The sequence below is a fragment of the Methylobacterium sp. R2-1 genome (genome assembly GCF_014191355.1).
In the GTDB taxonomy this organism is placed as follows: domain Bacteria; phylum Pseudomonadota; class Alphaproteobacteria; order Rhizobiales; family Beijerinckiaceae; genus Methylobacterium.
Map to the genome: position 1 here is coordinate 1 of NZ_JACHWM010000009.1, position 23,438 is coordinate 23,438.

Sequence of the window (23,438 nt, forward strand, 5' to 3'; positions counted from 1 at the left end):
CGGCGGGCTTTTCGGCGATGCGGGGATCGGTACGCGGCTGCGTCTGATCGTTGAACTGGCCCACCGGCGAGGGCTGCTGCGCCAGCGCTCCGGTGGCGCCCGCAAGACTCGCCGCAAGCAGCGCGCCGGCCGTTCCGATCCTGACGCCGCGGCGCGCCGGCCATGTCGTCGTCCGTGTCATTCGTTCGGTCATCGTCAGTCCCCAACCCGTCCTCTGCACCGGCGGCCCCACAGGGTTCGTCCCGCTTATCGTGTCGCGGCCGGCGGCTCCCTCGCGGAGCTGTTCTTCCGTTCGATCCGTCCTCGCGGAGGTGGAGCGGCGGGCATGTCGGGCGCCCGCCATGGTGGCGGCCCTCAGATCAGTGGCTGATCATCCAGGGCCGCGCGTTCGGGAAGCTTTTGGCAGCCGCGGGTGCGGCGGACGTCTTCTTCGGCGAGCAGCAACCACAGCCGGCTCCGTGCGCACCGGAGCGCCGCGGCTCATGGCGGCTGCGCTCGTTGGTGGCGTGGGCTGCCTTCAGGCCCGGATCCATGCCGGAGATCCGAGGGGCGGTGAGGAAGGCGCGCTGGCATTCCCCGCCGCAATCCGGGCAGTCATGCGGGTCCTTGAACTGCGCCATCGGGCGCAGCACCGTGAACGGTCCGCAACTCTCGCAAGCATAGTCGTAGACGGGCATCTCAAGCGCTCTCAGGCAAAGTGTGTGCGGTTTGCCGCCCGGTGAGCGCGGCAAACCAAAGACATCAGAGGTCCGGCGAGAGCGGCATCTGGACGGAGCCGTCCAGGAACTTCGTCGGCCCGGAGGCGGACGGGTTGATGTCGAAGTCGAAGATGCCGGTCGGAATCCAGAGGGTGGCGCAGGCGTTCGGGATATCGACGACGCCGGAGATGTGGCCCTGGACCGGTGCGGTGCCGAGGATCGAGTAGGCCTGCGCGCCCGAGTAGCCGAACTTCTTCAGGTACTCGATCGCGTTGAGGCAGGCCTGGCGGTACGCAACCGTGACATCCAAGTAATGCTGCTTGCCGTACTCGTCGACCGAGACACCCTCGAAGATCAGGTGGTCGTCGTATTTCGGCGTGATCGGCGACGGCTTGAAGATCGGGTTCTTGATCCCGTACTTGGCCATGCCGTCCTTGATCAGGCTCACCTTGAGGTGGACCCAGCCCGCCATCTCGATGGCGCCGCAGAAGGTGATCTCGCCGTCGCCCTGGCTGAAATGCAGGTCGCCCATGGAGAGGCCGGCGCCCGGCACGTAGACGGGGAAGTAGATCTTCGAGCCACGCGACAGATCCTTGATGTCGCAATTGCCGCCATGCTCGCGCCCCGGCACCGTGCGGGCGCCGGTCGCCGCGGCCGCCTCCTTGGCGTCTCCTTTAAGCCGGCCCATATGCGCGGTCGGGCCGAAGGGGAGGGTGGCGAGCGCCGGCACCCGGCTCGGGTTGGTGTCGTAGAGCGCCTTCTCGCGCGTGTTCCAGGTCTCCAGCATCTTCGGATCGGGCAGGCAGCCGATCAGGCCGGGATGGATCAGGCCGGGGAAGCGCACGCCGGGCACGTGGCGCGACTTGGTGAACATTCCCTCGAAATCCCAGATCGACTTCTGGGCCTGGGGGAAGTGCTCGTCGAGGAAGCCGCCGCCGTTGTTCTTGGAGAAGAAGCCGTTGAAGCCCCACTGGCTCTCGGGCTTGGCGCCGATATCGAGCAGATCGACCACGAGCAGGTCGCCGGGCTCGGCGCCCTCGACGCCGATCGGGCCCGACAGGAAGTGGACGATCGACAGGTCGATGTCGCGCACGTCATCGGCCGAATCGTTGTTCTTGATGAAGCCGCCGGTCCAGTCGTAGGTCTCGACGATGAAGTCGTCGCCGGGCTTGACCGTGGCGACCATCGGAATGTCCGGGTGCCAGCGGTTGTGCACCATGTCGTTGTCATAGGCCGACTGCGTGAGATCGACCTTGATCAGGGTCTCGGGCATTTCCTTCGCAGCTCCTTTTAAGTCCAGAATTCAGGCAGCCGTCCCCGTTGCGTGTCCGGCATGAGTCCGGCCGCCCCCGTGGATCGTTGTTGTCGTTCTTCGTTCATCCGGCGCGGGTCGGCGCCGGATCGGTTCGGGCGGGCCGCCGGAGCGGCCCACCGATGGCTCAGCTCGCGAGCAGCTCCTTCAAGGCCGCATCCAGCACCTCGATGTCGTCGGGCGACGTGCCGGGGCCGCCGGCGAAATGGCCCCAATAGGTCTCGACCGTACGCAGCTCGGCATTCGGCATGTGCTCGACCTCGATCGCGCTGTCTTCCGGCGGGAAATACAGGTCGGTCGAGGCCGGCATCACGAAGGCCTTGGCCGTGATCGCGCCGAGCGCCCTCTTGAAATCACCGCCGTAGAGGTCGTTGGCCGAGATGTCGCCGTTCTGCCAAGTCCAGAGCATGGCAAGCAGGTTGTTGGCGTCCTTTTCGAGCAGCCAACCCTCCCAGAAGCCGACGAGGAAGTCTTCGAGCGAGGCGTAGCCCATCTGTTTCAGGTCGGCCTCGACCCGGTAGAAGGTCTGCGAGAAGCCCCAGCCGGCATAGACCCGGGCAGCGGCGCGCAGGCCTTTCTGCGGCTGTTCGGCGTAGAACCCGTCGGCGAAGGCGGCATCTGCCTGGAGCGCCGCCTTGACGCCCTCCAGGAAGACGAAGTTGTGCCGGGAGCACTTGGCCGAGCCCTGGAAGGGCAGGATGCGCTCGACCCTATCGGGGAAAATCGCGCCCCAGTGGAAGGTCTGGAGCGCGCCCATCGACCAGCCGGTCACGAGCTTGATCCGCTCGATGCCGAAGACCTCGGTCACCAGCCGGTGCTGCTGCACCACGTTGTCGTAGGCCGTGACCTTGGGGAAGCGCGGCCCATTGAACGGCGCGGGGGTGTTGCTCGGCGAGGAGGATAGCCCGTTGCCGAACATGTTCGGCACGATGATGAAGTACTTGCTCGGATCGAGCGCCTTGCCGGGCCCGATCAGCCACTCGTTCTCGAGATGCGTACCGGAATACCAGCACGGATAGACGATGACGTTGTCCTTGGCAGCGTTGAGCGTGCCGTAGGTCTTGTAGGCGAGCCGCGCGGCGCGGATCGTCTGCTTCGACTGCAAGACGACGTCGCCGAGCTCGAAGATCTCGTAATCGGCCATCGCGAAGAACCTCAGACCGAGAGGAAGCGGGCGACCTGCGCCTCGTCGATGTCGGCGCGCAAACTCTCGTGGACGATCGAGCCGTTCTCGATCACGAGAACCCGGTCGGCCACATCCATGGCAAAGCTCAGGACCTGCTCCGAGACGACGATCGACAGACCGCGCTCATCGCGAATCTTCTTCAGCGTACGCCCCATCTCGCGAATAATCGAGGGTTGAATGCCCTCGGTCGGCTCGTCGAGAAGCAGAACCTTCGGGTTGCTGGCGAGCGCCCGGGCGATGGCGAGTTGCTGCTGCTGGCCGCCGGAGAGATTGCCGCCGCGCCGGCCCTTCATCTCCAGCAGCACCGGGAACATCGTGTAGAGATCCTGCGGCACCTTGCGCGAGCCGGTAACGGTGAGACCCGTCTCGATGTTCTCCTGCACCGTCATGGTGGAGAAGATCATCCGGCCCTGCGGCACGTAGGCGAGGCCCTTGGCCACGCGGGCATGGCTCTTCAGGGCAGTGACGTCGGTGCCGTCCACGGTGATCGTGCCGGACTTCGTCGGCACGATGCCCATCAGCGTCTTCATGAGCGTCGACTTGCCCATGCCGTTGCGGCCCATCACCGCGACGATCTCACCCGGAGCCACGTCGAGGTCGATGCCGTGCAGAACCTCGCTCTGCCCGTAGGCGGCGTGGAGATCGGAGATCGCCAGCATCGGGGCGGTGCCGGGCACGACCGGCGGCACGAGGGAGGAAGGGGAGAGGGAAGTCTGGAGCATGATCCGTTCGCCCTCAGTGACCGAGATAGACTTCGACGACCTTCGGATCGTTCTTGACCCGCTCCATCGATCCTTCCGACAGCACCTTGCCCTGGTGGAGCACGGTGACCCGGTGGGCGATGTCCTCGACGAACTTCATGTCGTGCTCGATGACGAGCACCGAGCGGCCCTTGATGATCTGGTTGAGGAGTTCGGCCGTCTTGATGCGCTCGCCGACGCTCATGCCGGCCACCGGCTCGTCGAGCATCAGAAGTTCCGGGTCCTGGATCAGCAGCATGCCGATCTCCAGCCACTGCTTCTGGCCGTGGCTCAGGAACTCGGCGCGCTCGTCGAGCTGATCCTTGAGGAAGATCGTCTGGGCGATCTCGTGGATGCGGTCGCGCACCTCGGCATCGCGCTTGAAGGTCAGCGCCCCGAACACCGAGCGGCCGCGGGGGAACGAGATCTCCAAATTCTCGAACACCGTAAGGTCGTCGTAGATCGAGGGCGTCTGGAACTTGCGCCCGACGCCGGCCTGGACGATCGCGCTCTCGGAGAGCTTGGTCAGCTCCTGACCCTTGTACTTGATCGAGCCGGAGCTGGCCTTGGTCCGCCCGCAGATCAGGTCGAGCACCGTGGTCTTGCCGGCGCCGTTCGGGCCGATGATGACACGGATCTCGTCCGGATCGACGTAGAACGACACGTCGTTGACCGCCTTGAACCCGTCGAAGGAGACGGTGAGCGCCTCGACCGCCAGCAGGAAGTTCTTTTCGTCCGCCGGGGTGCCGATGGGGGTCGCCGAGAGGGCAGAGGGGAGGATGGCCGCGTTCATGGATGTGTCCTCACTCGGCCGGGGTGCCGTGGGGCAGGGCAGGGCTGGCGACGGGGGCCAGGCCCTTGGCCTTGCGGAACAGGCGGGGTTCGACATGCTCGCGCCAGAGGCCGGCGATGCCATTGGGGAAGATCAGCACCACGGCGATGAACAGGCCGCCGAGGCCGAACAGCCAGAGATCGGGGAAGCTCTCGGAGAAGCTCGTCTTGGCCCAGTTGACCAGCAGCGTTCCCCAAACGGCGCCGAAGAGCGAGAGGCGCCCACCGACGGCGGCGTAGATCACCATCTCGATCGAGGGGACGATGCCGACGAAGGACGGGGACATGAAGCCGACCTGCAGGGTGAACATCGCACCGCCGATCGCCGCGAAACCAGCCGCGAGGCAGAAGGCGAACACCTTGAAGCCCGCCACCGAGTAGCCCGAGAACCGGACCCGGTCCTCCTTCTCGCGCATGGCCACAAGGATGCGCCCGAGCTTCGACTTCTTCACGTACTGCGCCATCAGGATGCAGCCGATGAGGAGCCCACCGTTGACGAAGTAGAGGATGAACTTCGCGTGATCCGTACGGATGTCCCAGCCATGGAGGGTGCGCAGATCGGTGATGCCGTTGATGCCGCCGGTATAGCCCTGCTGGCCGACGATCAGGATCGTCAGGATCGCGGCGATCGCCTGGGTGATGATGGCGAAGTAGGTGCCGCCCACACGCCGCTTGAACATCGCCACCGAGATGATGAAGGCGAAGGCCACCGGCACCGCGACGACGAGGAGAAGCGTCAGCGGCAGGGAGTGGAAGGGCTGCCAGAACCAGGGGAGCGACGTGATCTGGTTCCAGTCCATGAAGTCGGGAATGCCCGGCGTCGACTGGATCTTCGTATTTTCGACGCTTGATGCCTCGAGCTTCAGGTACATCGCCATGCAGTACCCGCCCAAGCCGAAAAAGACGCCCTGGCCGAGGGAGAGGATGCCGGCATAGCCCCAGCAGATGACGAGTCCGAGAGCGACGAAGGCGTAGGTAAGGTACTTGCCGACGAGGTTGAGGCGGAAGCCGTCGAGCATGAGCGGCAGGACCACCAGGATCACGCCGGCGAGCAGCGCAAGGCTCACCCACTCGACCGGCTTCATGAACGGGTTGTCGTTGACGGTCACCGCCTTCGACAGGGACTGCATGGGGCTTGTCTTCTGGCTCGTCATCTGGCGCGCTCCTCAGCGACGGACCTTGAGGGTGAACAGGCCCTGCGGCCGCAGCATCAGGATCGCCACCACCGCGAGCAGGGTGAGGACCTTGGCCATCGAGCCGGAGAGGAAGAATTCGAGGGTCGACTGAGTCTGGGAGATCGAGAAGGCCGAGGCGATGGTGCCGAGCAGGCTCGCCGCGCCGCCGAAGACCACGATCAGGAAGGTGTCGACGATGTAGAGCTGGCCGGAGGTGGGGCCGGTCGAGCCGATCATCGTGAAGGCCGAGCCGGCGATGCCGGCGATGCCGCAGCCGAGGCCGAAGGTGTAGCGGTCGACCTTCTCCGTATCGATGCCGACGGCGCCCGCCATCGGGCGGTTGCTCATCACCGCGCGGATCTGCGCGCCGAAGCGCGAGCGATAGATGAGGAGTGCGACGCCGAGCGTAATGACGGTGGTGACCGCGATCACGAACAGGCCGTTGATCTGCACCTCGATCGAATCGGTGACGGGAATCGAGCCCATCATCCACGAGGGCAGCTCCACGCCGACCTCGCGCGGGCCGAAGATCGTGCGGTAGGCCTGCTGCAGGATCAGCGAGAGGCCCCAGGTGGCGAGCAGCGTGTCGAGCGGCCGCTTGTAGAGGTGGCGGATCAGCGCCCATTCCACCAACATCCCCATCGCTCCCGAAGCCAAGAAGGCGAGCGCCATGGCGATGAAGAAGTAGGCACCGAAGAGCGAGGGCAGGTGCGCCTGGAAGAAGCTTGAGCAGAGATAGGTGACATAGGCGCCCAGGATCATGAACTCGCCATGGGCCATGTTGATGACGCCCATCTGGCCGAAGATGATCGCCAACCCAAGCGCCATCAGGACGTAGACGGAAAACAGGATCAGACCTGCGAAGCCCTGCATCACGAAGATCGAGCTGAGGTCTGCGAGCGAATAGTCGCCGAACATGGCTTGTGACTCCGGCGGAATGTTTTGGGAGGGCGCAGCAAGTGTCGGGCCACGCCCGTCAGATCGCGGACGTCCCCTCCCGGCTCAGGAGGGGACCGGAGCGTCGCGACTACTGGTAGCCCTTCGGGAAGGGGTTCGGCTCGATCAGATCGGGGCTCTCGTAGACCACTTCGAACTGCCCGCTCGGCAGAGCCTTGGCGACCCGTGTCTTCGACCAGAGGTGATGGTTCGGGTGGATCTTCACGTAGCCTTCCGGCGCCTCCTTGAACTCGATGTCGGCGGAAGCCGCGGCGACCTTGTCGACATCGAAGGAGCCGGCCTTCTCGACCGCCATCTTCCACAGGAACGGACCGAGATACGCAGCCTGGGTCACGTCGCCGATGACGGTCTTGTCGCCCCACATCTTCTTGAAGGCGGTGACGAACTTCTCGTTGTTCGGGTTCTTCAGCGACTGGAAGTACTTCATGCAGGAATAGGCGCCGGCGATGTTGTCGCCGCCGATGCCGTCGATCTCGTCCTCGGTGACCGAGATCGTCAGCAGGGTCTGCTTCGAGAGGTCGATGCCCGCCGCCTTGAGCTGCTTGTAGAAGGCCACGTTCGAGCCGCCGACGACGTCGGCGAAGATGACGTCCGGCTTCTTGAGCTTGATCTTGTTGATGACCGAGTTGAACTGGGTGTGGCCGAGCGGGAAGTATTCCTCGCCGGCGACCGTGCCCTTGAGCACGTTCTCGATGTGTTTGCGGGCGATCTTGTTCGAGGTGCGCGGCCAAATATAGTCCGAGCCGACCATGAAGAACGATTTCGCGCCCTTCTCCTTGGCCACCCAATCGAGCGAGGCGAGAATCTGCTGCGTCGCTTCCTGGCCGGTGTAGATGACGTTCTTCGACTGCTCCAGTCCCTCGTAGAAGGTCGGGTAGTAGAGCAGGCCGTTATATTGCTCGAAGACCGGCAGCGCCGCCTTGCGCGAGGCCGAGGTCCAGCAACCCATCACCGCAGCGCAATGATCGTTGACGAGGAGTTTCTTGGCCTTCTCGGCAAAGGTCGGCCAGTCGGAGGCGCCGTCCTCCTGGATCACCTTGATCTTGCGGCCGAGCACGCCGCCCATCTCGTTGATCTGGGCGATGGCGAGCTTTTCCGCCTGGATCGAGCCGGTCTCGGAAATCGCCATGGTGCCGGTGGCCGAGTGCAGAATGCCGACCGTGACCTCGGTGTCCGTCACCGCGAGCCCGGTCGTGTTGACGGCCGAGGTCGGAGCGGCGGCGAACGCCCCTCGCGGCATCATCGCCAGCGCAGGCAACCCCGCGAGCCCCATGAGAAGCTTGCGCCGCAGGGCCGATTCCAGGCCCTTCCCCTTGTCTTCAGCCATCGTGCCTGAACCCCTGATCTGGCGTCGGCGCGGCTCTGCCGGTCGGCGGCCGTGCTCGAACAGGGTGAAGGCTAGGCTTGATGGTGCGTCGCGGCCCATACGCTGTTTTGCGTATGTCCGCCCGGCATCCCGGGCCGTACGGTGCCGCTCTCGATTCCGTGAGCGTCGAACGTTAGGGATGTCTCGTGCCACGCCGTGACGGGCACTTGGCGTGCGGGTACTTGGCGTGACGGACACTTGGCCGGCACATCCGTTGCAAGCCGGTGACCCGCCCATCGTGAGGACGGCCCCCTGAGCGCCCGGTCCATCATCCCGATCCGTCGGGACTACAATCGCCTCGTCGCCGACGAGACGCTGGAAGATTACGCGCTACGCTTCACCGCCAAGAAGGCGCGGCGCTGGTCGCCCTTCCGCATCGCGCAAACGGCGCTCGGTTCGCTGTCGTTCCTGGCGCTGGAGGCGATCGGCGGCACGCTGGTGCTCGCCACCGGCTTCACCAACACCTTCGCCGCGGTGCTGGTCGTCGGGCTCATCATCTTCGCCACCGCCGCCCCGATCACCATCTACGCCGCCCGCTACGGGGTCGATATCGATCTCCTCACCCGCGGAGCTGGCTTCGGCTATCTCGGCTCGACGATCACCTCCCTGATCTATGCCGGATTCACCTTCCTGTTCTTCGCCATCGAAGCCGCGATCATGGCGCTGGCGCTGCAGCTCTGCTTCGGCCTGCCGCTCTGGATCGGCTACATCGTCAGCGCGGGCGCGGTCATCCCGCTCGTCATCTACGGCATCCGCCTGATCAGCCGCTTCCAGCTCTGGACCCAGCCGCTCTGGATCGGCCTCAATCTGCTGCCGCTCGTCTGCATCTGGCTCTCCGGGCCGGTGCCGATCGAGGCGTTCACCGGCTATCCCGGCCTGGAAGCCGCGGGCGCGGGCTTTGACCTGCGCCTGTTCGGGCTCGCCTCCGGCATCCTGCTGGCACTGCTGGCGCAGGTGGGCGAGCAGGTCGACTTTTTGCGCTTCATGCCGCCGCCCCAAGGAAAGGGCGACTGGCGCTGGTGGACGGGCGTCCTATCGGCGGGGGCCGGCTGGATCGTGCCGGGGATGCTCAAGATCCTGCTCGGCGCCTTCCTCACCGTGCTGGCGCTCGGCCACGGCGTCTCGCCGGAGCGCGCCGCCGAGCCGACGCAGATGTACGCGGTCGCCTTCGGCTACGTCTCGGGTTCACCCGGCGTCGCCGTGGCGCTGACGGGCCTGTTCGTGGTGATCTCGCAGCTCAAGATCAACGTGACCAATGCCTATGCCGGCTCGATCGCGTGGTCGAACTTCTTCTCGCGCCTGACCCACAGCCATCCGGGCCGGGTGGTCTGGCTCGTGTTCAACGTCGCCATCGCGCTCCTGCTGATGGAACTCGGCATCGACAAGACCATCGAGAGCACGCTGCCGCTCTACGCCTGCGTGGTCTCGGCCTGGGTCGGGGCGCTCGCCGCCGATCTCGCCGTCAACAAGCCGCTCGGGCTGTCGCCGCCGGGCATCGAGTTCAAGCGGGCGCATCTCTACGCCATCAACCCTGTCGGCACGGGGGCGATGGTGCTCTCGCTGCTCGCCGGCGGCCTGATCCATGCCGGCCTGTTCGGCAACGCGCTCCAGCCCTTCGCGCCGATGCTGGCGCTGGCCACCGCCTTCGCCGCGGCGCCCGCCATCGCCCTCGCAACCGGGGGGAAGCGCTATCTCGCCCGTGAACCGCTGACGACCTGGGACCGGCCGGAGATCACGTGCCGGGTCTGCGAGCACCCGTTCGAGGCCGAGGACATGGCCCATTGCCCGGCCTATTCCGGACCGATCTGCTCCCTGTGCTGCTCGCTCGACGCCCGCTGCGGCGACCTGTGCAAGCCGCACGGGCGGCTGGAAGCCCAAGCCCGCGAGACGCTCGCCCGGGTTCTGCCGGCCCGCACCGCCGCCTGGATCGGCGCGCCGCTCGGCCGCTATCTCGCCTTGATGCTGACCTTGATCACGGTGATCGGGCTGATCCTCGTCATCGTCCACGCCAGCGCCGCCGCCGGGCACCCGGAGCACGCGGAGACGCTGCGCGCCGCGCTGACGAGCCTGTTCTTCATCCTGATCGTCATTCTCGGCGTAGTGGCGTGGCTGTTCGTGCTGGCGCAGGAAAGCCGACGCGTGGCGCAAGAAGAAACCGCCCGCCAGACCGCCCTCTACGAGGCCGAGATCGCCGCCCACAAGGTCACCGACGCCAAGCTGCAACAGGCCAAGGAGATTGCGGAAGCCGCCAACCTCGCCAAGAGCCGCTACGTCGTCGGCATCAGCCACGAACTGCGCACCCCGCTCAACGCCGTGCTCGGCTACGCGCAGTTGCTGGAGGGCGATCCCACGATTCCCGAACCCCGCCGCAACGGGATCCGGGTGATCCGCCGCAGCGCCCAGCACCTTTCCGGACTGATCGACGGCCTGCTCGACATCTCGCGGATGGAAGCGGGCCGGCTCCAGACCTACCGCAACGAGATCCGACTCGCGGATTTCCTGACCCAGATCGTGGACATGGTGCGCCTGCAGGCCGAAGGCGCGGGCCTGAGCTTCCGCTTCACCCGGCCCGAGATCCTGCCGGCCGTGGTGGCGACGGACGAGAAGCGCCTGCGCCAGATCCTGCTCAACCTGCTCTCCAACGCCATCAAGTTCACGGCGAAAGGTGAGGTCGCCCTGGAACTGACCTATCGCGGGCAGGTCGCCGTCTTCACGATCCGCGATACCGGGCTCGGCATCCCGGAGGCCGATCTCGGCCGGATCTTCGAGCCGTTCGAGCGCGGCTCGATGCCCGCCGCCCGCGCGGCACCGGGCACCGGGCTCGGGCTGACCATCGCGCATCTCCTGGCGCAGGTGATGGGCGGCGAGATCACCGTCGAGAGCCGGGTCGGGAAGGGCACCTGCTTCCGGGTGCGGCTGATGCTGGCCTCGGTGAACCGTCCGGCGCCCGCAACCTTGCCGGCTCCGGCGGCTTTGGCGCGGCCCGCCCTGGCGGAGCCCGGCCGCACCGTCCTCGTCGCCGATGACGACCCGGCCCACCGCGCCTTGATGCACGAGATCCTGGAGCCTCTCGGCTTCACGGTCGCCGAGGCACCGGACGGCCCGACCTGCCTCGTCCTGGCGAGGGAGCGCGAACCGGCGCTGATCCTGCTCGACATCGCCATGCCGGGCATGAGCGGATGGGAGGTGGCAAAAACGTTGCGTGAGACGGGCTTTAACGCCCGCATCGCGATGATGTCGGCCAACGTCCACGAGATCAGCCCGACCCGCGGGGCGGACGCACCGCACGACGACATCATCGCCAAACCGTTCGACATGCAGGATTTTCTGGAACGGATCACAGGGCTGCTGGGCACGACCCGCCCGCTGCCTGTCGCCACCCCGGAGGTGCGTCCGATCGTGCTGCCCGATCGCCCGGCCGAGGCTACGAACGGAGCGGCCGCGAGCGGAGAGACCGTGCCGGCCGAGCACATCGCCGCGCTGCTGCGCCTCGGCCGCATCGGCCACGTGCGCGGCATCGAGGCCAAGCTCACCGAACTGGAGAGCGACGCGGCCGTGCCGGCCGCCTTCGTCGCGCGGATGCGCGGGCTGGTGGCCGCTTACGACATGCGCCGCTACGTCGGCGTGCTGGAGGGGCTTGCCCGCGATGCCTGAGGCGCAGCGCGATCTCGTCCTCGTCGTCGATGATTCGCCCGACACTCTGAGCTTCCTCACCGAGGCGATCGAGCGTTCGGGCGCGACGGTGCTGGTGGCGGTGGGCGGAGACCTCGCCCTCGACCTGGTCGAAGAAATCACCCCCGACATCATCCTGCTCGACGCGGTGATGCCGGGCATGGACGGGTTCGAGACCTGCCGTCGCCTCAAGGCCAAGGGCCGGCTCGCCCACGTGCCCGTCATCTTCATGACCGGGCTCTCCGAGACCGAACACATCGTGAAGGGCCTGGAGGCGGGGGGAATCGACTACGTCACCAAGCCGATCGCCCCGGACGAGATCCTGGCGCGGATCCGCGTGCATCTGGCGAACGCCCGCTCCGCACAGAGCGCCCGCACGGCGCTCGACACCGCCGGACGCACCCTGTTCGCCGTCGATGCCGCCGGCTCGGTCCTGTGGTGCACGCCGCAGGCGGCGCAGGTGCTCGCCGCCCTCGGCAGTTCCGAGCCCCTGGCCCTGCCACCGAGCGGGCGCGACTGGCTGCAGAAATGCCTCGCCGGCACCGGCGCCCCGCCGCTGGCGCTGACCGATGCGGGGGGCCGGGCGCATTCGCTCAGCTTCATCGGCCGCACCGGCCCCGAGATCCTGCTGCGGCTGTCCGGAGATCCCGCCGCCGCCGGTCTGGAGCGCCTGCGCGAGCGACTTCCGATCACCGGCCGCGAGGCGGAGGTGCTGCTCTGGCTCTCCCGCGGCAAGTCGAGCCGCGACATCGGCGAGATCTTGGGATTGAGCCCTCGCACCGTGACGAAACACTTGGAGGGCATCTACGCCAAGCTCGGCGTGGAGAACCGCACCGCCGCCTCGGCGGTAGCGGCGCGGCACCTGCGCGATCTGGATTGAGCGCCACCCTCAGCTCGGCTGAAGCTGGCCGTTCGAGGTCGAGAGGCCGTGATCGACCGGCAGGCTCAAACCCGTAACCAAGTGCGCGTCCTGGCTCGAACCCGATCGACCGCCTCTGCTACGGGCGGATCCTGAGGCCTCGGGGGAGCCGGGACACGAAACCGCGAAGACCAGAACCGGTTCAGACGGCCGCCCGAGGAGCACCTTGGCGAAGTATATGAGAACACGCGACTTGAGGCGGCGCGCGCAGGGGTGTACGGCGCAGGCGTCATGCCTTCGCCGCATTCCACGGGGAAGCAGGCCGCCGTCTCGTTCGGGCAAGAATCGTTCTGCAATCGTGCTGCGCCCGAGGCCGCGCACGGCGATCCGGTGCACCGCGCCAGGAAGGCCGCGCCGCGGACCAACTGGCCGGGCCTGCCATCTCGCCGGGCTGCGGCGGCCGAGTGAGCACCGCGTCAGGTTTTTACGCGCCATCCGTTGAAGGGGTCATAACGCCGATGTTCCTTGCCAAGTCTTCCATGGCCCAGCTTTCCGCGCGCTCGCTGCGCGTGGCCGCGTTCCTCGCCATGGCGGGTTTGGGCGCCGGCCTGGGTGGAACCGCGTTCGCTCAGGCGAAGAAGCCGGCCGCCCCGGCGCCGACCCCCGCGCCCGCGCAGGCCCAGCCGGCCGCGCCCGCCCAACAGCAGCAGGCTCAGGGCAACGGCCCGCAGCTCATCAATGTGAAGTCCGAGCCGAGCCAGGCCGATTGGACCAAGGTCTGCGGCAAGGATCAGGGCTCCGGCACCGACGTCTGCTACACCACCCGCGACTTCGTGTCGGATTCCGGCCAGCCGGTGCTCGCGGTCGCGCTCTACGACATGAAGAACGCGAGCACGAAGCAGGAGGTGAAGGTTGTCCGCTTCCTGCTGCCGCTCGGCCTGATGCTGGCCCCCGGCATGCGCTTCGACGTCGACGGCAAGGAAGTCACCGGCGGCAAGTTCGCGGTCTGCTTCCCGAACGGCTGCTTCGCCGAGGCCGGCGGCGTCTCCAACGAGCTGCTGAACGGCTTCAAGAAGGGCACTACCCTGAACGTCCGGGTCCAGAACCAGACGCAGCGCGAAGTGGTCTTCGCGGTGCCGCTCGCCGGGTTCGGCAAGGCCTTCGACGGTCCGGCCATCGACCCGAAGGTGCTGGAGGAGCAGCAGAAGAAGCTCCAGGCCGAGATGGAGAAGCGCAGCGAGGAGATGCGCAAGAAGCTGGAGCAGCAGGGCTCGGCCGGCGCCGCGCCGGCTCCCGCCGCTCCGGCCGCCAGCGCCGCGCCGAAGTAAACCTCCGACGAGCGATTTTTCGAGATGAGCCCCGCCGTGGTCGCCACGGCGGGGCTTTCCTTTTTTCGCGCAGAGCGGCTGCCGGTCCCTGCAACCAAGGGCGGGTCTCCGCGTTCAGCATGTCCCGGATCATCCGGACGGCAACAGTCAACCGCCAAGTTGTCGTTAAGGATGTTTCACCCGCTTGTCGGTGGGATTGCGTGAGCAACGGTGACGAAACGCACCGCGCAATCCCGCTGCACAAGGTTAGGGGTTATTTAACGGATCGAGGCGGCCGCGAAGGAGCCGCAACGGAGTTCAGGCGATGAGCCAGCGCATCGAAGACATCAAGTTCATGGCGACGATGACCTTCGTCACCCTGTTCGGCACCTGCCTGACGGCGCTGGTCGGCTGAAGCTTGTTCGATCCGGACGCTCCCCTTATGGCCCGGATCCGTTAAAAAGCCGCTTCCATCTCTCCCCCATGGGGAGGTCGCCGGGACCAGGCCCGGCCGGAAGCGTCAGCCTTGCGACACATCCACGTCATCGGCATCGGAACGGGCAATCCGGAGCACCTGACACTTCAGGGCATCCGGGCGCTACAGGCGACCGACGCCGTCTTCGCCCTCGACAAGGGGGAGGCCAAGGCAGGGCTTCTCAACCTGCGCCGGCAGATCTGCGATCGCTTCATCGAGGGCCGGCCCTACCGCTTCATCGAGGCGTCCGACCCTGAGCGCGACCGTCGCCCCGCGGATTACGGCGTGGCGGTGGATGATTGGCACGCCGCCCGAGCGGCCCTCTACGAGGACCTGATCGTCGAGCATCTGCGCGAGGACGAGCGCGGCGCCTTCCTCGTCTGGGGCGATCCCTCCCTCTACGACAGCACCCTGCGCATCCTGGAGCGCGTGCTCGCCCGCGGGCGCGTCGGCTTTACCCACGACGTGATCCCCGGCATCACCAGCGTGCAGGCGCTCGCCGCCGCTCACCGCATCCCGCTCCACCGCATCGGCGAGCCGGTCAGGATCACCACCGGCCGGCGGCTGCGCGATGGTTTGGGCGACGAGCCCGGCACCACCGTGGTGATGCTCGACGGCGACCCGCGCTTCGAGGGACTCGACCCGAACCTGACGATCCACTGGGGCGCCTATCTCGGCACGCCGGACGAATGTCTCGTCGCCGGCCGGTTGGGCGACGTCGCGGAGGAAATCCGCCGGGTGCGTGCGCAGGCCCGCATCCGCCACGGCTGGATCATGGACATCTATCTGCTGCTGAAACCGGCAGCCTGAGCCGGTAAGCGGCTCGCCTTCGCACTGCGGCATAGTGTCAAGGCAGGAGAGCACTTCGCCACGACGGCGGTCTCTTGAAACGGGTTTCTTCCGCCGCTCCCAGGCACGACGACAAGGTTCGCCTCCGGCCGCTCTTTCGCCGTGGCAGAGGCCTTGCTTCGCTGCCCATCCGAGGGACACTTCCCGGGTCAAACAAAAACCCGAACCATCCTTTGGGGGCGAGATATGGCGGCTGGCTCGCGGTGGGCCGTGCGCGATGTTGCCTGCGTTTCGATCGGGCTTGCCGGCGCCCTGATGGCGGGGATCCTGTTCTCGGGTCAAGGGCCGGCGAGCTCGCGCCGGCCCCCCGATTCGCCCGGCAACGGCGTCAGCACCCGCATCGATTCTCAGATCGTTACGCCGGAGGGGGCGCCCACCCGCATCCTACTCGGCCCGGAGGGGCGTGACGTGCGCCTGTCCGGCGAGCTGACCGAAGGGGCTGCCGAACGTCTCGCCGGGCTCCTCGATGCCCATCGTTCGGTCGAGCGCATCCATCTCACCAGCGAGGGCGGCCTGGTCGATGAGGGCGCGGCCATCGGCGCGCTCATCGCGGAGCGCGGGCTCGTCACCTACGTGCCGGATTACTGCGTCTCCGCCTGCACGCTGGCCTTCGTGCGCGGGCACGAGCGGCTTGTCCGGGCGGATGCGCGGCTCGGCTTTCATGCGCCCTACGAGACCGATCCGGCCGGCGTCGAGATCGCGGTCGACAGTGCCCCCGAGCGCGCCGCTTACCTCGCCGCGGGCATCGAAGCAGACTTCGTCGATGCCGCCCTCCGGGTCCGGCCGGACGACCTGATGATCCCCGATCCCGACGCCCTGGTGAAGGCCGGCGTCGCCACCGGCATCGTCGAAGCCGACCGGTTCCCCGATTCGACCCTCGACGACGGCGCCGACCCGGAGCGGGCCCGTGCCGTGATCCTGCACAACGTGCCGCTGCTGGACGCGGTGGAGACGGGCGCGCCGGGAACGATCGCGCCGATCGCGGCGTGGTATCTCGACGGCTACCATCGGGGGCGCCCGGAAGGGGAAGCGGTGGACGGTGTCCGGCGAATGGCCGCTCACGCGATCGCGCGCAGCCTCGCCGACGCCGATCCGGCGGCCCTGGCCGAACTCGGCCGGATGATCCTTCAGGCGATGCAGCGCTCGAGCCCGCACCGGACGCGCGTCTGCGCAGCGGCCAAGGAGGGGGCAGGTGCCGTGCTGACGCGGCCCCGACTCAACCGGACGCAGCGCGCCGCCGGCCGGACGATCCTGTCGCGCGCGCTCGGATTGCGGGCTGCGGAGGCCCCCCCTGCGCGTGACACCTCGCTCGGAGTGAATCCACCGAAGCGCCTCGCCGAGGACGCGGGAGCGGCAACGGAGTCGCGGCTGCCGATCCGCGCACGCGGCTGCTCGGCCCTGCGAAAAGCCTTCGCGGCAGCCCTGGCCCAGCCCGAAGCGGCACAGGCCCTGCGCCCCCTCCTGTTCCCGACACCGCCGGTACGCCTACGCCCGGCGCTCGAAGCCTCCGCGCTACCGCAATGACCGTCTGAGCCTCGTTCCGGAAACCGGACACTGCCATTCGGGACGAGGGTCGGGCGCCGGGCCCTCAATGCACCTGCCGTCCGGTGCCGCGAAGGCGGCGGGCGAGTTCATGACCGATCTCGACGGCGACCTCGTCGACGAGGCGGGCCAGGGGCGGGTTGCGCAGGCCGGCCACCAGCCCCTTCATCGCAGCCGCATGGTCGGCGAGACGGTTGGCCTGCCGCTGGGCTTGGTCCGTCTCCGAACCGGCGGGGCGGCGCTCCTCTGTCAGGTCGAAGGCGAGCCCCTGCGTCGTGAGCGCGCCCGTGCCGGGATCGCGTCCGCATCGTCCCATCAGGCGCAACCAGCGCACGCCGTTGGGCCCAGGGCGCGTGCGGAACTCGGCCTCGAAGGGGCGGCCATCCTCCCTCGCCGCCCGCAACACGCTCTCCAGGCGCACGGCATCCTCGGCCTCCACGGCCGCCAGCGCCAGAGGCAGGGGCGCTCCCGCTGCTGCGTCCTCCGGCACGGTCAGCAATCGTGCCAGGATCGGCGACAGAGCGAGCCGGTTGGAGTTCGGGTCGTGGGCCCATGCCCCAAGGCAGGCGGAGCCGGCGAAAGCGGAAGGAAGGTCAGGTTCAAAAGCCGTCATCTCGGATACCGGCAAGTCGTCTTTGCGGCATGAGCGGCCGCAGTTCGGGCTCGGTGGCGCGCCGTGAATTCCTCCGATCGGAGCAGCTCTCCGGCGTGTCACTTATCAGAGGAAGCAATCTGAGGTGAATTTTCCTGAACGAGCCAGCCTTAAGTTATGTTAATCCGACTCGGTCGAGCGCGTAAAGAGCTCAGGTAGCGCTGCTGACAAAAACCAACCTCAAGTGAACAATACCATCCGACCAAGAGCCGTCATCTTTAACGGCCGGTTAACCATGATGGGCGAAATCCGGGATCTGGGCATCCCGGCATCACAGGACCGGACAGCCCGCAAAAACCGAGAACGGTGGGGTGGCCGGCATGAAAGCGATCACGTTCGTCACGCAGAAGGGAGGCAGCGGCAAGAGCACCCTGTGCATCTCGCTGGCGGTGGCCGCGCAGGAAGCCGGACACGCCGTCTGTATCCTGGAGATGGACCGGCAGGCCACGATCACCGATTGGCTCGATCACCGCACCGCCGACGGCCCTGAAGTAGCGCAGATCGACGCCACGCAGATCGACCTCGTGATGGAGCGGCTGGCCGAATCCTCCTACGACTACGTGTTCATCGATACCCCCGGCGTCGATTCCAACGGCACGCTCTCGGCGATCCGCGCGGCGGATCTGTGCATCATCCCCTGCCGCCCGACCCCTGCCGATCTGCGCGCCTTCAAGCCGACGCTCGCCGCCGTCTACCGCCTGGAGAAGAAGTTCGCCTTCGTCCTGAACCAGACCCCGCCGCGCTCCTACCGCATCCGCGATGCCGCCGACGGACTCGCGGTGCTCGGCATCCTGCCCGACGTCAACATCGTGGCGCGCAACGACCATCAGGACGCCATCGGCGTCGGCCAGGGCGTCACCGAGTTCAATCCGAAGGGCCAAGCCGCGGGCGAGGTGCGCCGGCTGTGGAGCTGGATCGAGCGCCGCATGCAGGCGACGGGGCAACGGCCGGCCAAGGCAGTGGCCGGAGCGACGGGCAAGGACGCGAGAAAGCATGTCAAGGCCGCCTAAGCTCGACCTCGCCTCGATCGTCGCCGCCGCTGGTCCGGCCGGCGGGCCGCGGAAGGGAAGGGCCCGTTCGGCCGCGAAGGCGAACAAGCCTTCGGGCGCGGAGATCGTCCAGCTCGACCTCGCGGCATCGGCTCCGCTCTCGACACGGGCCGGCACCCTCAAGGAGCGCGCCAAGCAGATGTCGGTCTATCTGGAGCCGCCGGTCTACGACCAGTTGCGGGATCTGGCCTACGCCGAGCGCACCAAGATGCACGCCCTGATGCTCGAAGCGCTCGACCTGCTGTTCAAGCAGCGCGGCGCCCGCTCGATCGAGCAGGTGCTGGGCGAGAACCCGCGCTGAGATCTCGGGAAGCCGCCCTTCGCTTTCAGGCGCCCTGCATGCCGCGCGGCACAGCCTGTTCGACGGACCGGTTCCGGCAACTGTGACAGGCCTCGTGCTGAGGTGCCGGGCCAGCAGTCTCGAAGCACGCCGGGACGTTCATCCCGGCCGATCGGTGCCCTGGGATGAGCCTTCCGGTGCCCTCGCGGCCGAGCTATCGCTCGGCACCTCACCATGAGGCGTGATGCGTTCGCTGAAGCAACTCGGTCGAACAGACTTTTGAAGTGGCGTGGAGCGTTCCGCCCCGGCTCCGCCGGGTGAGGGGACGCGGCGGACACCCGTGCCCGAAGGAGGATTTCCTCGCTCCACCGGAAGCTTTCGGCCTTCGCGCGCCGCCGCCGCTCCGTTCAGCCTTCCTTTACCGCGTCTGGACGATCCTCTGGGGACGGCCGGATGTCTTCCGGTCGAAGCGTAGCGTGATCCCCTGAGACCCAGCTTTCCGCGGTCTCGAGGGAGCCTGTGGCGTAGGCGGGGAGCGGGCGGGCGACATGACCCATGTCATGCCACGGGATTTGGCGCGGGGCAGGAAGACCCCGGAGGATCCGGCGCGAAGCGCGCTGCCGGTCCTGCGGCCGGCTTTGCAGCTCCTGGCCGTCTGCGCCGTCGCGCTGACTACCGCCAACTGCGCCAACAATCCGGCCAAGCTCGCGGGCGGCGCGTCCTCGGGTAGCGAGATCGATCCGAAATACGGCGTGAAAGCGAGCCGCCGCCTCTACAACGAGGGCGACGTGATCCCGAAGGGGGGCGGGCGGCGCTTCTCGGGCAAGCCCTACGTGGTGGCGGGCAAGACCTACGTGCCCCGTGAGGACGCCCGCGGCTACGTGCGCGAGGGCCTCGCCTCCTGGTACGGTAGCGCCTTTCACGGCCGTGTCACCGCCAACGGCGAAGTCTTCGACCGCCACTCCATCGCCGCGGCGCATCCCACCCTGCCGCTGCCGAGCTATGTCCGGGTGACCAACCTCGACAACGGTCACTCGATGATCCTGCGCGTCAACGACCGCGGCCCCTACCATGCCGGCCGTCTGATGGACGTGTCCGAGGAGGCGGCCCGCGCGCTCGAGTTCCACCGCAAGGGCACGGCGCGGGTGCGCGTCGAGTATGCCGGGAAGGCCTCGATCGCCGGCAGCGACGACCGCAAGCTGCTCGCCACCCTGCGCACCGACGGCAGCCCTGCCGCGATCGGGCGGGCGCCGGTCATGATGGCCGACCTCGGCCCCTCCGAGCCCGATCCCGCCCCCGAGCGGCTCGAACGCGCCTCCCGCGCACTCGCCTTCCGCCCGGCGGGCGAACGCGACGACGACGCGCCGGAGACCGCCGGCCCTGCCGCGCGGCCGAGCCGGCCCGCGCCGGTGGTGCTGGCCAGCGCCGCGGTCGCCGTGCCGGCGGCCTTGCAGCCGACCGCCGCCCGCGCCGCGCCATTCCGCCCCGCTCCGGTGGCGCTTGCCGCCGCTGCCAAGCCTACCGCGTCCGAGCCGCGCCGCATGGTAGCGGAGGCGGGCCGCACCGTTCCGCCGGCACACGGCCGGCACAGGGATATGCCCGTTTCGGCCCCGATGCGCTTGGCCTCCGCTCCGGCGAAGGGCGCCTCCGTGCCCGTCCGTACCGCGCAAGCGGAGCCGGTGAAGGTTGTGGCTACCAAGACAGCGCCGGTTCAGCAGATCGCCACCAAGGGCGAGAGCAGGGGCGCGTTCAAGCCCGCCGGAAAAGTCGCGGTTCACGAACCCGCCCCGCGCATGGCGGCGATGCCTGCCACCTCGAAGCAGGCGATCGCCAAGCTCGCTGGCACTGCTCCGACGCCGGGCGCCAAGCCCGCAGCCAAGACGGCCGCCGCTCAAGCGCCCGGCCCGTCCGGCAGCAAGCCGAAGCGCTCGCAGGTGGCCGCGGCGAACTGACGCCGCTTCGACCGAGCCGGCGTTGGACAACGCAGCGCCGGCTGGGCTCGAAACGCCTACTCCGCCTTGGCGTTCACCTCGAGCTTGTCGAGCACGGCCGCCGGGGTCGGGGCGGTGCTGACATCGACCATGCCGAGGCCCTCACCGTTCTTTGCCTTGACGCTGATCGAGAGAGTGCCGGGCTTGGCCACGAACTTGCCCATCGCCGCGCCGATCGCCTTGGCGGCCGCCGAGTTGCCGAGGATCACCGGCACGCCGATCACGCTCGCCGTGACGTATTCCTTGCGCAGCTCGTCGGGCTTGAGGCTCAGCACCTTCGCCTGGGCGTCGATGAAGCGCTCGAACAGGCCGCCATTCTCCAGGGTAAGGTCGAGCGCCTTGGCGGTGGCCGAGAGCATGGCGAAACCCGAGACTGCCGCATCGGGATCGAACACCTCGGGGCCGATGCCGCCGAGCGTGGCGTTGACGTGAAGGCGGCCCATATCCTTGCCGGAGAACGACAGCGCCTTGAAGCTCAGCTCCCGCTTGCCCTCGTTCCAGGCCGTGTCGGCCGTGGCATCGAGATCGAGGTCGCGGTAGCCGTAGAGTCCGAGCGAACCGAGGCCGGGAACGCCCTCGACGGCGGAGGCCGGCATGGTGAGGCCGGTCAGGCTGAAGCGGGTCTCGACCGGCACGCCGTCCTTCGGCGGCCCGAAGCTCATGCTGGCGCCGCGCAGGCCGATATGGAGCGGTGGGAGCGGGATCAGTTTCGGCGCCTTGAGCGGATCGCCCGAGACGACCGGACCGGGCGCCACCCCGGCCTGCGCGAGATCGAGCCCGAGATCGGACAGGGTCAGCGTGCCGATGACCGGCGTGAGGCGGCGCAGTTCCGCCTCCTGCGGGTCCCGTGCCGGAGCGGCCCCCTTCCCAAGATTTGTGTCGGCGGGCAGCGTCGCCTTGGAGAGGCGGCGCAGGGCGGCGATGGTCGGCTCCAGGGAGAAGCCGGTGAGCGTGAGGCGCCCGACCTTGCCCTGCGCCTCCTTTGCGCCGAAGCCGATCTCGGCCAGCGTGATGCCAGCCTCGGTGCCGCCCGCGTAGCTCATGCGGCCGATGCTGAAGGAGAGCGGATCCTCGCCCCTCACCTCCTTCACGGTCAGCTCCGTCGCCTCCAGGCTGCCGACTGAGACCGATTCGGCGAGATCCGCGAGTAGGCCGGCGGCGCGCGCGCGCTTGGCCCGGTCGTCCTCGGCGAGGCCGCCGTCGCCCAAAGCCTCCACGGCGCCGCGCCAGGTCGCAGGCGTCTGGCGTCCGGCAAGGTCGCGGCCGGTGAGGCGGGCGATCGACACCGTGGTGCCGCGCTCATCGATGAAGGCGATGGTCTCGATGGCGAGTGCCGCGTAGAGGCGCTGGAACGGGCTGCCGGCGTTTCCGGCCTCGCTGTAGAGGCGCGCCAGCGCGGTGAGGTCGACCTCCTCCGCACGGATCCGGCCGTAGCTGCCGCTGCCCGCCTGCGGCGCGCCCTCGACGGAGAGCGTCGCGCCGGCCGCCGTCAATTCGCTGATGCGTCCGGCCCGGATCGTGCGCGCCGCCACGTCGCGATAGGTCACGACCTGCCGCTTGTCGCCGTCGCGACGCTCGACGCGCAGCTCCGGCATGGTGAGGCTGCCGGCTTCGAGGCGCTGAAGCCGGGCCGGCCAAAGATCCTTGGAGAGATCCTTCGAGTCCTTGGCATCGGCCTTCAGGATCGCGAGCAGGTCGTCGCGGGACAGGCGCGTTCCGCTCACCGTCACCTTCGGCGCCGTGACGAGCGTGTCGCCGAAGGCGAGAGACACGTTGTCGAGGACGACATCCTGGACCGCAGAAGCCGCCTCCTGCGCGGCCACCGGAGCTGATGGCACAGGCCCGGCCAGCAGCGCCACAGCGCAGGCCGAGGCGAGCAGTGCCCGCATGAGGACGGGACGGCGCGTCGATGACGTCATGGCTGGGTCGGATCGCAGGCTGGCGGGAGAGCGGGGATGGACCGTTGGACTTCCATCCCTGCCGGTTTTCCACAGGCGTGGCAATTGCGGCCGCGCCACGGAGCGGACGCTTTGCCTCCGGTGTTCGAGCGCGGCCTCAGATCGCGAAGGAGGTGCCGCAGCCGCAGGAGGCCGTCGCCAGCGGGTTCTCGATCTTGAAGGACTGGCCGATCAGATCGTTCACGAAATCGATGGTCGCGCCGCCCATATATTCGAGCGAGACCGGATCGACGAGCACGGTGGCGCCGTCGCGCTCGATCACGATGTCGCCGCCCTCGCGGGCGCGGGTGATGTCGAAGGCGTAGGAGAAGCCCGAGCAGCCGCCGCCGTTGACGCTGATGCGCAGCGACGAGCCGGGGGGCTCGGAGCCCATGATCTCGTTGATGCGCTTGGCAGCGCGGGCGGTGAGGGTGATGTCGGCCATCGTGGGGCGGCCCCGTTTCTCGAACCGGTGTCGTGAAGGTTGTGCGCCCGCGATTGCCGCGGGCGACAGCTCACACAAGATATGGGGCGCGAGGGCCGGCCGCAACGCGGCTAGG

The 23,438-nt window shown here is 67.9% G+C and carries 19 protein-coding genes and 1 pseudogene; 8 read left to right on the plus strand and 12 right to left on the minus strand.

Annotated elements, in window-relative coordinates; genetic code table 11:
* The 9 genes and pseudogenes from FHU13_RS13625 to urtA all read right to left on the minus strand — a co-directional run.
* Positions 1 to 193: pseudogene (locus FHU13_RS13625) on the minus strand (porin); the annotation flags it as partial.
* A gap of 166 nt (positions 194 to 359) precedes the next feature.
* Positions 360 to 677: an FmdB family zinc ribbon protein gene (locus FHU13_RS13630; RefSeq protein WP_183436424.1), complete on the minus strand. Its 318-nt coding sequence runs from the start codon at positions 675 to 677 to the stop codon at positions 360 to 362.
* Positions 678 to 741: 64 nt separating this feature from the next.
* Positions 742 to 1,971, minus strand: a complete 1,230-nt coding sequence (gene fmdA / locus FHU13_RS13635; RefSeq protein ID WP_183436425.1) for a formamidase — start codon at positions 1,969 to 1,971, stop codon at positions 742 to 744.
* A gap of 166 nt (positions 1,972 to 2,137) precedes the next feature.
* Positions 2,138 to 3,154, minus strand: a complete 1,017-nt coding sequence (locus FHU13_RS13640) for an alpha/beta fold hydrolase (protein ID WP_183436426.1) — start codon at positions 3,152 to 3,154, stop codon at positions 2,138 to 2,140.
* A gap of 11 nt (positions 3,155 to 3,165) precedes the next feature.
* On the minus strand, positions 3,166 to 3,855 hold the full coding sequence (urtE, locus tag FHU13_RS13645; protein WP_183436623.1) for an urea ABC transporter ATP-binding subunit UrtE: 690 nt from the start codon (positions 3,853 to 3,855) through the stop codon (positions 3,166 to 3,168).
* A gap of 76 nt (positions 3,856 to 3,931) precedes the next feature.
* Positions 3,932 to 4,729: an urea ABC transporter ATP-binding protein UrtD gene (gene urtD / locus FHU13_RS13650; RefSeq protein WP_183436427.1), complete on the minus strand. Its 798-nt coding sequence runs from the start codon at positions 4,727 to 4,729 to the stop codon at positions 3,932 to 3,934.
* A gap of 10 nt (positions 4,730 to 4,739) precedes the next feature.
* On the minus strand, positions 4,740 to 5,921 hold the full coding sequence (gene urtC / locus FHU13_RS13655) for an urea ABC transporter permease subunit UrtC (RefSeq protein ID WP_183436428.1): 1,182 nt from the start codon (positions 5,919 to 5,921) through the stop codon (positions 4,740 to 4,742).
* Positions 5,922 to 5,933: 12 nt separating this feature from the next.
* A complete protein-coding gene (gene urtB / locus FHU13_RS13660) occupies positions 5,934 to 6,860 on the minus strand; it encodes an urea ABC transporter permease subunit UrtB (RefSeq protein WP_183436429.1) in 927 nt (308 codons plus the stop codon).
* 109 nt (positions 6,861 to 6,969) lie between these two features.
* The gene (urtA, locus tag FHU13_RS13665; protein ID WP_183436430.1) at positions 6,970 to 8,226 is read right to left on the minus strand and encodes an urea ABC transporter substrate-binding protein; all 1,257 of its coding nucleotides are present in this window, start codon (positions 8,224 to 8,226) and stop codon (positions 6,970 to 6,972) included.
* Between the two features lie 477 nt (positions 8,227 to 8,703).
* Between urtA and FHU13_RS13670 the strand changes: the two genes are divergently transcribed.
* The 5 genes from FHU13_RS13670 to FHU13_RS13690 all read left to right on the plus strand — a co-directional run bounded on the left by FHU13_RS13670 (position 8,704) and on the right by FHU13_RS13690 (position 16,951).
* Positions 8,704 to 11,919 carry a hybrid sensor histidine kinase/response regulator gene (locus tag FHU13_RS13670; RefSeq protein WP_183436431.1) on the plus strand — a complete coding sequence of 1,072 codons (3,216 nt, stop codon included), beginning with the start codon at positions 8,704 to 8,706 and terminating at the stop codon, positions 11,917 to 11,919.
* Positions 11,912 to 12,817: a response regulator transcription factor gene (locus tag FHU13_RS13675; RefSeq protein WP_183436624.1), complete on the plus strand. Its 906-nt coding sequence runs from the start codon at positions 11,912 to 11,914 to the stop codon at positions 12,815 to 12,817. The genes FHU13_RS13670 and FHU13_RS13675 overlap by 8 nt, the downstream gene beginning before the upstream one ends.
* 497 nt (positions 12,818 to 13,314) lie before the next feature.
* Positions 13,315 to 14,124 carry an invasion associated locus B family protein gene (locus FHU13_RS13680; RefSeq protein WP_183436432.1) on the plus strand — a complete coding sequence of 270 codons (810 nt, stop codon included), beginning with the start codon at positions 13,315 to 13,317 and terminating at the stop codon, positions 14,122 to 14,124.
* A gap of 505 nt (positions 14,125 to 14,629) precedes the next feature.
* Positions 14,630 to 15,388, plus strand: coding sequence for a precorrin-6A synthase (deacetylating) (gene cobF / locus FHU13_RS13685; RefSeq protein WP_183436433.1), 759 nt, complete (start codon positions 14,630 to 14,632; stop codon positions 15,386 to 15,388).
* Between the two features lie 225 nt (positions 15,389 to 15,613).
* Positions 15,614 to 16,951, plus strand: a complete 1,338-nt coding sequence (locus tag FHU13_RS13690) for a hypothetical protein (protein WP_183436434.1) — start codon at positions 15,614 to 15,616, stop codon at positions 16,949 to 16,951.
* A 64-nt stretch (positions 16,952 to 17,015) separates the two neighbouring features.
* Here the strand turns inward: FHU13_RS13690 and FHU13_RS13695 are convergent, their stop codons facing one another.
* Positions 17,016 to 17,582 carry a hypothetical protein gene (locus tag FHU13_RS13695; protein WP_183436435.1) on the minus strand — a complete coding sequence of 189 codons (567 nt, stop codon included), beginning with the start codon at positions 17,580 to 17,582 and terminating at the stop codon, positions 17,016 to 17,018.
* 359 nt (positions 17,583 to 17,941) lie between these two features.
* Here FHU13_RS13695 and FHU13_RS13700 point away from each other — a divergent pair, with 359 nt between their 5' ends.
* From FHU13_RS13700 to FHU13_RS13710, 3 genes are all read left to right on the plus strand, one after another.
* Complete coding sequence (locus FHU13_RS13700) at positions 17,942 to 18,631, plus strand: ParA family protein (protein ID WP_183436436.1); 690 nt, start codon at positions 17,942 to 17,944, stop codon at positions 18,629 to 18,631.
* On the plus strand, positions 18,615 to 18,971 hold the full coding sequence (locus FHU13_RS13705) for a ribbon-helix-helix domain-containing protein (protein WP_183436437.1): 357 nt from the start codon (positions 18,615 to 18,617) through the stop codon (positions 18,969 to 18,971). Before FHU13_RS13700 ends, FHU13_RS13705 begins: the two co-directional genes overlap by 17 nt.
* Before the next feature lie 527 nt (positions 18,972 to 19,498).
* On the plus strand, positions 19,499 to 20,902 hold the full coding sequence (locus tag FHU13_RS13710) for a septal ring lytic transglycosylase RlpA family protein (RefSeq protein WP_183436438.1): 1,404 nt from the start codon (positions 19,499 to 19,501) through the stop codon (positions 20,900 to 20,902).
* A gap of 56 nt (positions 20,903 to 20,958) precedes the next feature.
* Here the strand turns inward: FHU13_RS13710 and FHU13_RS13715 are convergent, their stop codons facing one another.
* A complete protein-coding gene (locus FHU13_RS13715; RefSeq protein ID WP_183436439.1) occupies positions 20,959 to 22,860 on the minus strand; it encodes a hypothetical protein in 1,902 nt (633 codons plus the stop codon).
* A 136-nt stretch (positions 22,861 to 22,996) separates the two neighbouring features.
* Positions 22,997 to 23,323: an iron-sulfur cluster assembly accessory protein gene (locus tag FHU13_RS13720; protein WP_183436440.1), complete on the minus strand. Its 327-nt coding sequence runs from the start codon at positions 23,321 to 23,323 to the stop codon at positions 22,997 to 22,999.
* Positions 23,324 to 23,438 lie beyond the last annotated feature (115 nt).

Excerpts from the sequence above, each read along its gene's own strand:
- FHU13_RS13705 (WP_183436437.1), top strand. The coding sequence starts at position 18,615 with ATGTCAAGGCCGCCTAAGCTCGACCTCGCCTCGATCGTCGCCGCCGCT.
- urtB (WP_183436429.1), bottom strand. The coding sequence starts at position 6,860 with ATGTTCGGCGACTATTCGCTCGCAGACCTCAGCTCGATCTTCGTGATG.
- FHU13_RS13680 (WP_183436432.1), top strand. The coding sequence starts at position 13,315 with ATGTTCCTTGCCAAGTCTTCCATGGCCCAGCTTTCCGCGCGCTCGCTG.
- urtD (WP_183436427.1), bottom strand. The coding sequence starts at position 4,729 with ATGAACGCGGCCATCCTCCCCTCTGCCCTCTCGGCGACCCCCATCGGC.
- FHU13_RS13640 (WP_183436426.1), bottom strand. The coding sequence starts at position 3,154 with ATGGCCGATTACGAGATCTTCGAGCTCGGCGACGTCGTCTTGCAGTCG.
- urtE (WP_183436623.1), bottom strand. The coding sequence starts at position 3,855 with ATGCTGGCGATCTCCGATCTCCACGCCGCCTACGGGCAGAGCGAGGTT.
- FHU13_RS13720 (WP_183436440.1), bottom strand. The coding sequence starts at position 23,323 with ATGGCCGACATCACCCTCACCGCCCGCGCTGCCAAGCGCATCAACGAG.
- fmdA (WP_183436425.1), bottom strand. The coding sequence starts at position 1,971 with ATGCCCGAGACCCTGATCAAGGTCGATCTCACGCAGTCGGCCTATGAC.
- FHU13_RS13695 (WP_183436435.1), bottom strand. The coding sequence starts at position 17,582 with ATGACGGCTTTTGAACCTGACCTTCCTTCCGCTTTCGCCGGCTCCGCC.
- urtC (WP_183436428.1), bottom strand. The coding sequence starts at position 5,921 with ATGACGAGCCAGAAGACAAGCCCCATGCAGTCCCTGTCGAAGGCGGTG.
- urtA (WP_183436430.1), bottom strand. The coding sequence starts at position 8,226 with ATGGCTGAAGACAAGGGGAAGGGCCTGGAATCGGCCCTGCGGCGCAAG.
- FHU13_RS13675 (WP_183436624.1), top strand. The coding sequence starts at position 11,912 with ATGCCTGAGGCGCAGCGCGATCTCGTCCTCGTCGTCGATGATTCGCCC.
- FHU13_RS13710 (WP_183436438.1), top strand. The coding sequence starts at position 19,499 with ATGACCCATGTCATGCCACGGGATTTGGCGCGGGGCAGGAAGACCCCG.
- FHU13_RS13630 (WP_183436424.1), bottom strand. The coding sequence starts at position 677 with ATGCCCGTCTACGACTATGCTTGCGAGAGTTGCGGACCGTTCACGGTG.
- FHU13_RS13700 (WP_183436436.1), top strand. The coding sequence starts at position 17,942 with ATGAAAGCGATCACGTTCGTCACGCAGAAGGGAGGCAGCGGCAAGAGC.
- FHU13_RS13690 (WP_183436434.1), top strand. The coding sequence starts at position 15,614 with ATGGCGGCTGGCTCGCGGTGGGCCGTGCGCGATGTTGCCTGCGTTTCG.
- FHU13_RS13715 (WP_183436439.1), bottom strand. The coding sequence starts at position 22,860 with ATGACGTCATCGACGCGCCGTCCCGTCCTCATGCGGGCACTGCTCGCC.